10 protein-coding genes are annotated in these 13,329 nt (G+C 43.5%); 1 reads left to right on the top strand and 9 read right to left on the bottom strand.

The window, feature by feature from the left end; genetic code table 11:
* Positions 1-7: 7 nt before the first annotated feature.
* The 8 genes from wbaP to ACZ5Q0_RS09145 form a co-directional block, all read right to left on the bottom strand.
* Positions 8-1,537: an undecaprenyl-phosphate galactose phosphotransferase WbaP gene (gene wbaP / locus ACZ5Q0_RS09180; RefSeq protein WP_446818320.1), complete on the bottom strand. Its 1,530-nt coding sequence runs from the start codon at positions 1,535-1,537 to the stop codon at positions 8-10.
* A gap of 154 nt (positions 1,538-1,691) precedes the next feature.
* A complete protein-coding gene (locus tag ACZ5Q0_RS09175; protein WP_446818321.1) occupies positions 1,692-2,972 on the bottom strand; it encodes a GumC family protein in 1,281 nt (426 codons plus the stop codon).
* Positions 2,973-3,351: 379 nt separating this feature from the next.
* The gene (locus tag ACZ5Q0_RS09170) at positions 3,352-3,927 is read right to left on the bottom strand and encodes a hypothetical protein (RefSeq protein ID WP_446818322.1); all 576 of its coding nucleotides are present in this window, start codon (positions 3,925-3,927) and stop codon (positions 3,352-3,354) included.
* Positions 3,928-3,946: 19 nt separating this feature from the next.
* A complete protein-coding gene (locus ACZ5Q0_RS09165; RefSeq protein ID WP_446818323.1) occupies positions 3,947-4,489 on the bottom strand; it encodes a hypothetical protein in 543 nt (180 codons plus the stop codon).
* A gap of 1 nt (position 4,490) precedes the next feature.
* The gene (locus ACZ5Q0_RS09160) at positions 4,491-4,727 is read right to left on the bottom strand and encodes a helix-turn-helix domain-containing protein (protein ID WP_446818324.1); all 237 of its coding nucleotides are present in this window, start codon (positions 4,725-4,727) and stop codon (positions 4,491-4,493) included.
* Between the two features lie 290 nt (positions 4,728-5,017).
* Positions 5,018-5,752, bottom strand: coding sequence for a hypothetical protein (locus ACZ5Q0_RS09155; RefSeq protein WP_446818325.1), 735 nt, complete (start codon positions 5,750-5,752; stop codon positions 5,018-5,020).
* The gene (locus ACZ5Q0_RS09150) at positions 5,753-6,721 is read right to left on the bottom strand and encodes a ParA family protein (protein WP_446818326.1); all 969 of its coding nucleotides are present in this window, start codon (positions 6,719-6,721) and stop codon (positions 5,753-5,755) included.
* A gap of 211 nt (positions 6,722-6,932) precedes the next feature.
* The gene (locus ACZ5Q0_RS09145) at positions 6,933-7,598 is read right to left on the bottom strand and encodes a YdcF family protein (protein ID WP_446818327.1); all 666 of its coding nucleotides are present in this window, start codon (positions 7,596-7,598) and stop codon (positions 6,933-6,935) included.
* 93 nt (positions 7,599-7,691) lie between these two features.
* Here ACZ5Q0_RS09145 and galE point away from each other — a divergent pair, with 93 nt between their 5' ends.
* Positions 7,692-8,684 carry a UDP-glucose 4-epimerase GalE gene (galE, locus tag ACZ5Q0_RS09140; RefSeq protein WP_446818328.1) on the top strand — a complete coding sequence of 331 codons (993 nt, stop codon included), beginning with the start codon at positions 7,692-7,694 and terminating at the stop codon, positions 8,682-8,684.
* A 257-nt stretch (positions 8,685-8,941) separates the two neighbouring features.
* On the opposite strand, the gene ACZ5Q0_RS09135 is transcribed toward galE, so the two are convergent.
* Entirely contained in the window at positions 8,942-13,246 is a 4,305-nt protein-coding gene (locus ACZ5Q0_RS09135; protein WP_446818329.1) for an acyl-CoA dehydratase activase-related protein, read from the bottom strand.
* Between the last annotated feature and the right edge of the window lie 83 nt (positions 13,247-13,329).

The raw sequence follows: 13,329 nt of genomic DNA, 5'->3' as shown, positions 1-13,329 counted from the left end.
AGAAACCTTAATACGCACCCTTTTTCCCTATCACCACTCCTAAAGTCCGGAATAAAAGTGAAATATCCAGCCACAAGGACCAGTTACGAACATACCAAGCTTCTAAACGTAACCGTCCGTCAAATTCTATTTCATTGCGGCCACTTACCTGCCATAATCCTGTTATACCTGGATTAGCAAGCAGTATAGTATCGGCATAGACACCCATTTGTTCCTTTTCACGTGGTAAATAAGGTCTTGCCCCTACCAGACTCATATCTCCTTTCATCACATTTAAGAGCTGTGGCAGTTCATCAAGACTAAATTTTCTCATCCATTTACCAGACTTTGTTACCCTGGGATCATATTCTCTGAGTTTAGCAAATGTTTCCCATTCTTCTCTTGCCCTAGGGTTCTTGTCCAGATATTCCGTCAAGATTTTATCATTGTCCAGATACATAGTGCGGAATTTATAACATTTAAACGGAATCCCGTCCCTACCAATTCTATTACCGGAAAAAATAGCCGGACCGGGAGAATCCAGTTTAATTATCAGGGCTAAAATTAACATTAACGGTGCTGCCAGGATCAACATAACCATCCCAACAATTAAATCAAACATCCTTTTGGTAACTACATTCACCCCACTGGCCAGGTTATTGCGGGTACGAAAGGCGATTATTTGTTCATCAAAAAAATAATCAACTTCCCCACTTATACCAGGAACACCGAAAAGGTCTGGTACAACCAGTATTGACCGGGTATAGGGCTGGAGCTGGTTAGTCAGGGATACTACTTCTGGACCAGGTAATTCCGGAGCAGCTACTACCACCCGCCTTATCCCGGTGCTATTCAGGATATTAGCAGCATCACTAAAACGGCCTAATACCGGATATTTATCGCCGTTGATTTTAAGACTGCCTTTTTTCCTTTGATTGTCATCCGTTATAAAACCGGCTATGGTATAACCTAAGTATTTATCATTAACCAGGGCTTCGGCTACGATCTGGCCGGTTTTTCCCGTTCCCATTATAATAAGCGGTTCCTTCCATATACCTACCTGAGCCAGGATGGTTTTACCCAGATAGCGGCTCAAAGGAAGAATAAATAATGCGATTATGTAGGCCCCTACCAGAACGGTTCGGGATACTTCCCCACCCATTTTAGCCAGGGAAACAGCGGCCAGTACTAATATAAAGCCCAGGGAAATAGCACCCAGTAGACGTTTTATTTCCCGCCAGAAGGGGAGCCTTTTACTGTAAATTCCAGCATAGGCCAGGCATAATATATTTACTCCCAAGACCCAGTATATTTTGTCAGCTAGTTCGGGAGGCATAGTTGCAGGAAAAATGGCAAAAAATTGCGGTAAGATGTGAATACGCAGGTAATAACTTAGATACAGGGCGGCCAGCAGCCCGATTAGGTCAATAAATACCAGACTGGTAACCGCAATTACTTTTAATACCGACTGTTTAAAACTAACCATAGGAGTAGTTAATCCCTCAGCCGGCGGTTTAATTACAATACTGTTTTCCGCTTCGCATAGCAGTTTGGACATTTTTTCACTCTCCCCGGATACCTTACTTTAACCTCCCACGATCTGTTAGATTGCTATAACATGCAGGGTCGGCTTTACCTTGCTATTACCCTGTAAGTACGGGGGTATTATGCCCCCATCCATTCACTATACTGATTGATAATGATAGTTTCTATTAGGCTTTTTTAGGTTCTTCCCCGTTTTTCATGTATTCCATAAAAAACACTGCGAAGGTCGACAACATCAGGCCCAGAACAGCAGCTAAAGCGATGTTAAGTATTTTATTTGGTTTTACCGGGGTTTCCGGAGCAATCGCTTCCCCTACCGTAGTTATATTATTCTCAGCTATATCAATGGCCTGGGTTATTTTTAGATCAGCTATTTTCGAAGTTAAGAGACTGACTACTTTTTCTCGCCGATCCACTTCATCCTGCAATCTTTTTTCTTCAATCTGGTTGTTTATTAGTTCTGCTTCCAGCTGGCGAATTTCCTCTTCCAACTGGCTGGTCTTCTGCCGGGCAGTAGCTATAGCTGATTCAATACCAGCCAGAGTAGCTACTTTTTCGTTATAAGACTGGACTGCTGCTACATAGGCATCATTAAGATTTTCGCTGGTTACCTGACCATTTTTTATATCCAAGCCATTAGTTTCAACTGATAATAGACCCTGAGCTGAACTATTAGTAGTTATAGTCGCCGGAGTATTAGCAATGTTTTGCTTTTCCTGCTTAATTCCCTGTCTAAGGGCATCGCGCTGGATTTCAGCACCTATACTTTGCGATTGAAATAGGGCCAGATCTTCATTTTTCTGCTGTAGTTGGGTAGTTAAGAACTCGATTGACCGGGTTTGTAATTTATAGGCTTTTAGTTCCTCGTTAGCCACCTTTAATTCATTTTCTTCTTTTTTCAGGAGTTCTTTTTCCATCATCGCCAGGGAGCGCTCCACCTTGCGAGCATTTATAACATTAACATTAGCAACTACTTTTTCCCGGATGGTATTAGCTATTGAAGCTGCTAATTCTGGATCACTGTTACTAACAGTGATAGTTATCAGGTTAGTGCCTTTAGGATTATCCGTTTTAACACTTGCACGCAAGTCACTTCTTTTACAATTCAACCCCAGTTCCTTTATGGTAGCTTGTAGTATAGCAGGAGACTTTACCTGCTGCTGGCAGGCCTCGACACTCATTCGCGGGATTTCTCCCAGCTCCTGAACTACGTCTTCGATATCACCGGTCGCTTCCCGAGTATCCTGCTGCTGGTTTACCGAAATAACGGTACTAGCCTCATACACCGGATCGGCAATAAAAAAGCTAAAAATCCCGCTTATAAGCATACAAATAATAGTTACCGAAATAATGATATATCTCCGTTTGTGCAGGGTGTTAAATATTTGCCTGAGGTCGATTTCTTCGTAGTTGGTATAGACAGGATTATTGTTTTCCGGCTGGGTCATGATACACCTCTTTTGCCTGTTGGTTTTTTTCCGCTTCTAACGGTATATTTTAGCATATTTTGATAGGGAAAGAAGTACTAATTTGTGTTTTATCCACGGACTACGTGGGTTTTGAGAGTTTTATGGCCCTTGATAACTCCGGTAACTTAGTAACCCGGGATTTTCCCCCTGCCAAAATTAAAACCGGGAACGAATTCCCGGTATCATGAGTTGCCCCGTATTGCCCGGAAAGAATTTTCCGGCAGTAGGCTATTTATTTAATTATTCATCACTGAGATTGTAAACTGATGACCCTGGTTATTTAAAAAATTAAACCGAACATTTCTAAACCGAGGACAGGGTTGATCTGAAAGCAAACGGTCCTTTACCGTTCTTTCCCTTAAAGCCGCCTTTCAATGCGGGTTAGCTGGTCCTGGATGCGGTTAAAATAACTTAGAATAATTGTTACTGACTTTATAATCTCATCTTCCCCACTTACATTACCTGGTGGCTGTAAATAGGCTAACAATTCCTGGCCCAGGTGCTGACTGCTGATAATGGTAGTCCGATTACTTAAAACTTCCACCTTCTGGCCGGTGGTAAGCTCTACTATACAGGTATTTTTCTCCTCGTCACGTACCACTTTATCAATAAAACTCACATCTATATAACCATAGGTTGAGTCATTAACCGCTATAGCCTGTCTCATTTTTAACGGGATAAAAACCCTCGGCCCCGGCAGATAAAAAGGCAGTAACGACTTTCGTTTTAAAATCGCCCGGATATGATCATGCTGGGCCTTCAAATCCACGGCAAAAGCCCGGGCCAGGGCAGCCTGCACTGTAGTTATCACGCGCCGGTCCAGCCCTGTATCTCCAGAAGCATTAATAATCTGGGTAGCATTACCGGTATCCGTATATAACGGCTTAAGGCCTATAACCTGATCCCGCCAATCTTCCACTCGGACAAAAGACAACCTTTTCTCCCCCTTCCCCCTATTTTCCCTTATCCTGCTTACCCGCAGCTAGTCCTCCCTGCCACTCATTTATAAAGGACTCCTCCAGACGATACATACCTCTTTTTTCCGCCCGCACCACCCGGGGCTCTTTAGCCAAATGAGCGATTATATTAAGGCCCGGATTTTTGCCGGCCACCTGGTAACCCTTAAGACGTATACGCCTTAATATCTCCCGGTAATAAACATCATCCGGATAAGCTTCCTGTAAAACCCGCACTATTTCATCACGCAGGCGATCACCGCGCAATTCCTTGTCCTCATCTGTTTCTGGCTTAAGGGGCTCCTTTTCCCGGAAATTCTCGCCGGCAGCCGCCTCTTTCATTCTGCCTGTCTCTAATTCCTGGCCCTCCGCCGATGCCAGCAATGCCTCTAACAATTCGATATTATGGCTGATCTGGTTATATTCCTGCTGCAATCTATTGATCTCATCCTGTTTATTTTTAAGCTGATCATAAAGTTCTTCCAACCATTGGCGATTCATTTTCATTATGTCAGCCGGTACTGACCCTCGTTCTGCCACCTTAGCCCACCTTCTTAATCTTAGACCAAATAATCAGCTGGCTTTCACTTAACCCTAATTCCCGGGCTATTTGCAGGTAAACCTCAGGTTCTTTTTCCAGCCCCCGCTCCGCCCGGCTGATCTTTTTTATAGAAATCCCGGTCAGCTGGGCAGCATCTGCCTGGGTAAGCTGGACCCCGATGCGAAATCCCCTGATTAATGCTCCATCCCGCAGCAAATCCCTCTTGACTACTGCCATAACCTTCCCTCCCGTTAGAGTGTTTTAAATACAACTTATCATTATATTATCATCGTTGTTATAATATGTAAACATGTTTTTACTATATTTTAAAATATAGTAACTTATTTTAGAAAATAAAATGACCCCGTATTATTACGAGGCCATTTTAGATGTTTTCTCATCTATATAACCACTACTATTCATTAGCTTTAAATCTCATCAATCACGAATGCCCTTTGTTATGTTTTCATAGCTTATCTTCGGTTTATCGGGAGCACCCAGCCAACTTAACAAGTTTTCCGGTTCCACTAGTTTAACCGTCGTGGACGTTCAAAAATTCTGCGGTTAAGCTCTTTATAGCCAAATTGTTTAGCGATTAGCAAAATGATATTATCCCGGGTATTACTCGCTGATACCTTTACATTAAGCCGGCGAGCAATTTCTAATATTTCATATTTGCGAAACGGCTCAAGATAAACCATGATTTCCTCCTGGTTCATTTCCGGCAATTCTAAAATGGCATTTTCGATACTTTTTCCCTTTTTAGTCTTTTTAGGTTTGGGTGACTCGGCTTCCGGGATAACCTCACCAGGCACGTGTTTATGGCTGGCAATAGCTTCAATAATTTCCGCCTTTTTGATATTGGATTTAGTTTTTATATCCCAAATACCGGCTATCGTTTGCATTTCCCGGATAATATACTTATGAAATTTTAGGAAATCAACCCGTTCCTCCCGGTTCATATCCTGCATAAGCAAAGCGGCATCAGCTGAAGATGGCTTTTCTGGTTTTTGAGTTTTTTCCGGCTTTCCCGGTTTATCAGGCTTTTCAGTCCTTTCCATCTCTTCCGATCTTTCCTGTTTTTCCGCCTCCCTCTGGCTCATTTCCCTGGCATCTGGTTCAGGCTCTAATATTAAGGGCTCCGCAGGTACACAGCAGTGCTGATAAATATCGTCTAACATAAAATCTACCGTTTTATCCTGATAATGCTCCAAGATCAGGCTCAATTTCCTGATTATCCCCAGCACAGTGTCCACCTTCATTTAATCCACCTCATTGATTCTTTCCAACATCTCACATAATACTGCTAGCATCGCATCCCCCTGCTTCCTGGCAGTAGTACCCGTAGTAGGGATAGCATAGACCGGATAAGCCAGTTGCGACGCATAGCTTATTCCATCCCCTTCGGTAACGTAGTTTTGAAATACCATATCTCCAAAGGAATTGTATAACCTATCCAGCATATTGCTCTGACTGCCTTTGGGCTCCTTATTGTATTCTTTCACCAGGTTGGCAACGATCCCGATCAGTTCCACCGGTTTGTAACCAGACACCTGCCCAACGAACATATCATTTAGTTCTTTTACTTTAGAAATAATATAGGAAAGGCCATAAACAGAGAGGAAATCCAACTTAGTAGGAACAAGATAGTAGTCGCTAAGATATAAGGCATTCTGGGTAATGAAGTTTAAATTCGGTGGACAATCAATGAATATATAGTCGTAATTATCGCGAACCTGCCGCAGCATATTCTCCAACACCTGGAATTTATATACCCGTGGATCCAACTTCATATTTGCCTTATATCCCGCCGGCGAATAAACCGCAATATCCATATCAGTAAAGATAAGCTCCTGATGAGATGGTAGCAACTCCACCTGCGGATATCCTCCCCCACCACCACAATGTACTGCCCATTTCATTATGTAACTATTCACATCTATATCAGCATTTTCATTCTCCAGGAAAGGAATATACAGATCAGCAATGGTCCCCATCTTTTTACCGATAATTAGATCTTCATATTCAGTTTCTCCCAGACAGGAAACTGATAAACTACACTGGGCATCATTGTCAACTAAAAGAATCCGCGGCACTTCCGTCGTCCCCAGGTATTTCATCCGCTCTTCATCACTTAAATGCGTAAACCCTGTCCCCAGATGGTGGACCATGGTGGTTTTCCCCACTCCACCCTTCCAATTAATCACACTGATAACTTTCGCTCTCGACATACAATCGCCCCTCTCCCCCGATCAATAGTTAGGGCAATTATAACAAATTATGTGTAATTTTTACAGACAAAATCCCCTATTTTAGCTTCTTATTAATAGGGAATTTATTTTTTCTCTAATTTTAATTTATTATCTATACCTATTCTCAGCCACTGCTCCATCAGCTTTCGGAGTTGAATTTAACCTCAAAACACCCTACCAGGGTACCCCCTTACTCCCTTAGCAAAAACTGTTCCCGCAAATAAAAATTAGCCAGTTTAGCATATTCCAGGACTACCCGGCGGGAATCTTCCCGGTCCTGCCACCATTTGTCCTCATTAAAACTATCCTGTCGGGTAGGGCAAGATAGCACCCTAATATGGCCAGGCAGTGAGCGCGTAGCTTTAGTAAAAATCCTTTTGGCCCGCCCGGAATGATAGCGGGAAGTAACTAGCAAAAGGGAATCTACCTCTGGACGATCCCGCAAGTAATTTCTCACTGTTACCGCCTCATCCTGGGTACTTTCGGCCTCTCCCGGTAATATGATAAAAGCATCCTCCGGCAGTCCCATCTGCATGCCTATCATTTTGGCCCTTTCCGTATCATGAGGAATCTTAACCCCTTTTTGACTAAGTTCATCAAATCCGGCCATTTTATTTCTCACCATCAAAATTGTATCAGCATAGCCCGCCTGATAAAGCTCTACCGCTCCCGGCATACGCTCCGTTTCACTGCCCATTAAAAGCACAATCACATCACTAGGCAGCGGCTTATCTTCTGCCACCAGCATCCGGCCGAGATGAGGCAGGGAAAGTCTTATTAACACCACCACAAGCAGCAGAATTATTAAAAATATAGGGCTCTTTTTAACAACGGGTTTTTTAATAATGATCACCACACTTAAGCCCCCTGTTCCATATCTTGACAGGCCCTCAATAACCACCTAGCATGATTATATAATGAAGGGTTTAGCAAAATTCAGGAGGTTATTATGACTATATTAGTTACCGGCGGGACTGGATACATTGGCAGCCATACCTGTGTGGAACTTTTAAACGCAGGTTATGATCTCATAGTTTTTGATAACTTTAGCAACTCCAAACCGGAAGTCATCCAAAAGATAAAACAGATCACCCACCAAGACTTTAAATTTTATCAAGCCGATCTTTGGGACCGAACCGCTATGGAGCAAATTTTTACTGAAAACCAGATAGATGCAGTAGTACATTTTGCCGGACTTAAAGCGGTAGGCGAATCAGTGGAAATACCTCTTAAATACTATCATAATAATGTGGCTGGTACACTCGTACTCTGTCAAACTATGGCGAAGCACAAGGTTAAACGCATGGTTTTCAGCTCATCAGCCACTGTCTATGGCAACCCCCACACAGTCCCTATAAAAGAAGATTTTCCTTTATCCACTACTAACCCCTACGGCAGCACCAAACTTATGATCGAAAACATCCTGCGGGATTTATACACTTCCGACCATGACTGGAGTATAGCCCTGTTAAGATACTTTAACCCCATCGGGGCCCATAAAAGCGGTCTCATCGGCGAAGATCCCAATGGTATTCCTAATAACCTGATGCCCTATATAGTCCGGGTAGCAGCCGGACAGCTAGAGATCTTAAGCGTATTTGGCAATGATTATCCTACTAAAGACGGCACCGGTGTAAGAGACTATATCCATGTAGTTGACCTTAGCCTGGGTCACTTGAAAGCATTAGAAAAAATCAGCCAAACTAAAGGTGTGGAAGCCTATAACCTGGGTACCGGCCAGGGCTACAGCGTACTGGAAGTAATAACTACCTTTGAAAAGGCTACCGGGCAAAAAGTGAACTACCAAATAGCGGCCCGCCGGCCGGGGGATATTGCTACCTGTTATGCCGACCCTACCAAGGCTAAACTGGAGCTGGGCTGGGAGGCCACCCGGGGATTAGAGGAAATGTGTGCCGATTCGTGGAGGTTTACCGGCTCCTGATCGTACTCACCCTATAGCCAGTACCCATGACCCATGTGCACCACCAAAAAGCCATATACCTAATTTTGCAGGTATATGGCTTAATATAGTTAGAAATTTAGTTCGAAATTTTACCCATAGTCCTAGTGCTTTCATTTCTTCATAAGTTATGTAATTTAGCATGTAACTTAATAAGGTCATAACTCCAGTTAGTCAGGCTCTGCCCTGAGCGAAGCCCGCCGGATTGCTATGGACGAAATGGTCATGACTCTAGCTTGTCAGGCCCCGCCGGTGGGTGCACCTTTTAAGGTATGTTTTACCGGAGGCAGTCCGGGCCGCGGACCTTCGTTTTTCGCTTTAAAATTCTTAAAGGCGGCCGAAAGCATTAATTTGATACGATTTATTTGATTTAGCTCACTGGCACCAGGATCATAATCAATAGCTGTAATATTGGCTTCCGGATAATGCCTTCTTAACTCTTTAATCATCCCTTTGCCGGTTACATGGTTAGGCAGGCAGCCAAAGGGCTGTACACAAACAATATTACTTACTCCACTTTTAATCAGATCGACCATCTCCGCCGTTAGGAACCAGCCTTCCCCGGTATGATGACCCAAGGACAGTATAGGATCGGCCAACTCAGCTTTATAAAAAATAGAACTGGGGCTGGTAAATCTTTGGCTTTGATCTAAGGCCTCCTTCATCACCCTGCGGTAGCGCTCAAAACATTTTATCCACAACTGACCACCCAGGTAAGATTTCAATCCTCCTGCTAAGTTTCTATAAGCATAAATATTATCATAAGCACAATATAGGAAGAAATCCAGCATATCCGGCATCACCACTTCTACACCTTCACTCTCTAAAAGGTCGACTATGTGGTTATTGGCGGCCGGATGGTATTTAACCAGAATTTCTCCCACTACCCCTACCCGGGGCTTTCTAACCGTTGAAATTTCCAGATTATCAAACTCCCTGACAATTCCCCGCACGTTTTCTTCAAAATCCTTATAGTTGCCATAGCGCAGTTGGGTACTGCATTTATCTACCCAGCGTTCAAACAGCAGGTTAGCAGACCCGGCAATTAATTCATAAGGCCTTACCCGGTACAAAACCCGCATAAGAAGGTCCCCATAAACAAGCCCCATAGTAGCCCTTTTCAGCAGGCTAAGTGTTATTTTAAATCCGGGGTTCTCTTCCAAACCGCCCATATTAGTTGACAAAACCGGTATCTGTCCAAAACCAGCCTCTTGTAAAGCTTTTCTTAATAATCCAATGTAATTAGTAGCCCTACAGCCGCCTCCGGTCTGGCTGATAGCCACTGTAATATTATTAAGGTCGTAACGCCCCGATTGCAGGGCTTGTATTAATTGGCCGATGACAATTATAGAAGGATAACAGGCATCATTATGAACGTATCTGACGCCTATATCGATAGCATTCTTATCCACCTCGGGAAGTAGTTCCACCCGGTATCCTTCCGCATTAAATACCGCTTCCATAAATCTAAAGTGGATTGGTGACATCTGAGGACAGAGTATAGTATGGTTTTCCCTCATTTCCTGGGTAAAAACAATCCGCGGGGGAGTATCAACCTGGTCTTCGCCAGCTACTAGCCCGGTTCTCTCCCTTTCCTCTAAAGCTGCTATTAATGAACGTATTCTAATCCGGACTGCTCCCAGGTTACTTCCCTCATCTATTTTTAAAGCGGTATAAATCTTCCCACCGGAATTTAGTATTTCCTGGACCTGAGTAGTAGTAATAGCGTCCAGACCGCAGCCAAACGAGTTCAGCTGAATTAACTCCAGCTGTTTATGAGTAGTCACAAGACTGGCGGCTGCATACAGCCGGGAATGATACATCCACTGGTCTACCACCCGCAGTGGCCGGACTACATTAGCCAGGTGGGCAATGGAATCTTCAGTAAGCACTGCCAACCCATGAGCATTAATAATATCAGGTATGCCGTGATTAATTTCCGGATCAATATGATAAGGCCGTCCAGAAAGAACGATCCCTTTTTTCCCCGTTTTCTCCAGGTAAGCTAATACTTCCTCGCCCTTTTTCCGCAGCCTGGCTTTAAATTGTTCCACCTCGGCCCAGGCTTTATTTACTGCCCTTCGTATTTCCTTTTTAGGAATTTCAAAAACCTTCATTTCTTCATGAAGGCGCTTAATAAGTCGGCCCCTATTATGGTAGGGAAGAAACGGGTTCATAAAGTTCACACCGTTTTCGCGAATCATATCCATGTTATTTCTGATAACATCCGGATATGATATTACCATGGGGCAATTAAATTGGTTATCAGCTTCCGTTTGCTCCTTGTGTTCATAAATAATGGAAGGGTAAAAAATATTTTTAAGCCCCTGTTTTATCAGGGCTGCAATATGTCCATGGACCAGCTTAGCCGGATAACAAGCCGTATCGGAAGGAATCGTTTCAATCCCCATCTCATAAATGGTTTTCGAAGAGCGGGGTGACAATTCCACCCTGAATCCCAGTTCGCTGAAAAAGGTAAACCAAAAGGGGTAATTCTCATACATATTAAGAACCAGGGGTATACCTATTCGACCTCTAAAAGCCTTCTCTTTTTCCAGGGGCTGGTAACTCAGCAGTTGTTCATACTTGTAATCATATAAATTAGGGAGTTCTTGGTCCCGCTTTGCCTTCCCGACCATCTTTTCGCAACGGTTTCCGGATATGAATTGACCACCATCTGAAAACTTATTAATGGTTAGCAGACAGGTGTTTTCACAACCTCTACACCTGCCCATACTAGTTTTAAACGTAAATTTTTCCAGGCCTTCCCGGCTTAAAAGAGAACTTTGATAGCCAGCAGAATATTTATTCCTGGCGATAATGCCAGCCCCGAAAGCCCCCATCAACCCGGCTATATCGGGCCTGATTACTTCCCGACCGGTAATTAACTCAAAGGCTCTGAGAACCGCATCATTAAGGAAAGTCCCCCCCTGCACCACCAGCATTGTACCCAGGTCTTCCGGATTAGTTATATTAATCACCTTAAACAAGGCATTCTTTATAACGGAGTAAGAAAGGCCCGCGGATATATCCCCCAGCGTAGCCCCCTCCTTCTGGGCCTGTTTTACTTTGGAATTCATAAACACAGTACAGCGAGAACCTAAATCCACTGGGTCAGTAGCCATCAGAGCCTGCTCGGAAAAATCAATAACAGATATATTTAAGGAATGGGCAAAACTTTCAATAAAAGAGCCACAACCAGAAGAACAAGCTTCATTAAGTATTATGTTCTCGATAACGCCATTTTTAATCTGCAGGCATTTCATATCCTGCCCCCCGATATCCAGAACAAAATCCACGGCAGGATTAAAAAATTTCGCCGCGGTGTAGTGAGCCATAGTTTCAATTTCACCCAAATCAATCCCCAGGGCTGCTTTAATCAGCCCCTCTCCATAACCAGTTGCAACTGAATTGGCAATCCTGGCCCCGGCTGGTAAGCGGCTGTAAATATCCCGCAAAATCCTAACCGCTGCCTTAACCGGACTGCCTTCATTATTCCCATAAGAAGAATAAAGCAGATTTCCAGCCGCATCTATTAAAACAGCCTTAGTCGTAGTTGAACCAGCATCAATTCCCAAAAAACAATCCCCAGTAAAAGTAGCCAGGTCTTTTTTCTGTGCCTTATGCCGGGCATGTCGGCTCCTAAAAGCCTGAAGTTCTTCTTCACTGGTAAATAAAGGCTGCAATCCGGAGATTTCTGAAACTGCGGCGATTTCATCTGCAACTAACAATCTATCCATAATGCTTTGCAGGCTATAGATATGGTTTTGCTTAGATGCTATGGCCGTACCTATGGCTACGAATAACTGGGCATTAGCCGGACATAATACTTCATCATCTTTAAGCCGTAAACTTTCCTTAAACCTCTGCCTTAATTGAGGTAAAAAATACAACGGTCCACCCAGGAAAGCCACCTTACCTTTTATGGACTTACCACAGGCTAAACCACTGATGGTTTGATTTACAACCGCCTGAAAAACAGAAGCCGCAATATCTTCTTTCCTGGCTCCTTCATTAAGCAGGGGCTGTATATCCGTCTTAGCAAAAACACCACATCGGCCTGCAATGGGATATATGATCCCGTAATGGCTGGCCAGATCATCTAAACCACTGGCATCAGTAGCTAGAAGGGTTGCCATCTGATCTATAAATGCACCGGTTCCCCCGGCACAAGTACCATTCATCCGTTGTTCTAATCCACCTCTAAAAAAGGTAATTTTAGCATCCTCTCCCCCTAGTTCAATAGCCACATCTGTTTCCGGGAGAAAAGTTTCAATGGCTTGGTTGCAGGCGATTACCTCCTGAATAAAATCAAGCCCCAGCCAATCGGACACATACAAACCGGCTGATCCAGTAACCATAGCCGTAACTGGCCTATTTCCCACCTTAGCAAAGGCTTTTCTTAGGAGTTTAGCAGTACTGCTTTTGACTTCGGCATTGTGCCGCCGGTAGTTACTGTAAACCAGTTCATCATGATCATTTAATAGTACTATTTTTACAGTCGTTGAGCCCACATCTAATCCCATATGTAATGTGTTTTCCATTACTGTAACCCCCTAGCTAAACGGAGTTTCAATCATTGTTTGAACGACTCAACACCAGTCTATTTGACAATTAGAATATTGTC

This window comes from Syntrophomonas erecta subsp. sporosyntropha (assembly GCF_055395365.1).
The sequence above is the reverse complement of the archived record's forward strand: the minus strand, read 5'-3'. Positions and strand labels throughout refer to the sequence as shown.